Annotated in this window: 1 protein-coding gene; it reads left to right on the top strand. The window is 56.8% G+C overall.

Features of this window, described 5'->3' with window-relative positions; all coding sequences use genetic code 11:
• Nucleotides 1–110: 110 nt before the first annotated feature.
• The coding region (locus M975_RS22075; RefSeq protein WP_157093435.1) for a hotdog fold thioesterase at nt 111–308 on the top strand (198 nt) is incomplete at its 3' end.

Raw genomic sequence — 308 nt, 5'->3', positions numbered from 1 at the left:
GAGCCTCGCCAACGTTGCCTGGCAACCGGTTATTCGTGCCGCAGCCAGGTAAAACGCGTGGAGGGCAACGGCGTGCGTCATCCGCTACAGGCACTACTGGAGATTCTGGGATGATCTGGCGACGTGAAGTAAACCTGGAAGCGCTCAATAAAATGGGCGCGAACAACATGGTTGAACATGTTGGCATCGTTTTCACCCGCATTGGTGAAAACGATCTTGAAGCCACCATGCCAGTCGATAATCGTACCCGCCAGCCGTTCGGCCTGTTGCACGGCGGCGCATCTGTGGTTCTGGCGGAAACGCTCGGT

Origin of the sequence: Buttiauxella brennerae ATCC 51605 (assembly GCF_001654925.1) — a bacterium.
GTDB classification, from domain to species: domain Bacteria; phylum Pseudomonadota; class Gammaproteobacteria; order Enterobacterales; family Enterobacteriaceae; genus Buttiauxella; species Buttiauxella brennerae.
Note: the sequence above shows the minus strand (reverse complement) of the source record. Positions and strands in the feature narration are given on the sequence as shown.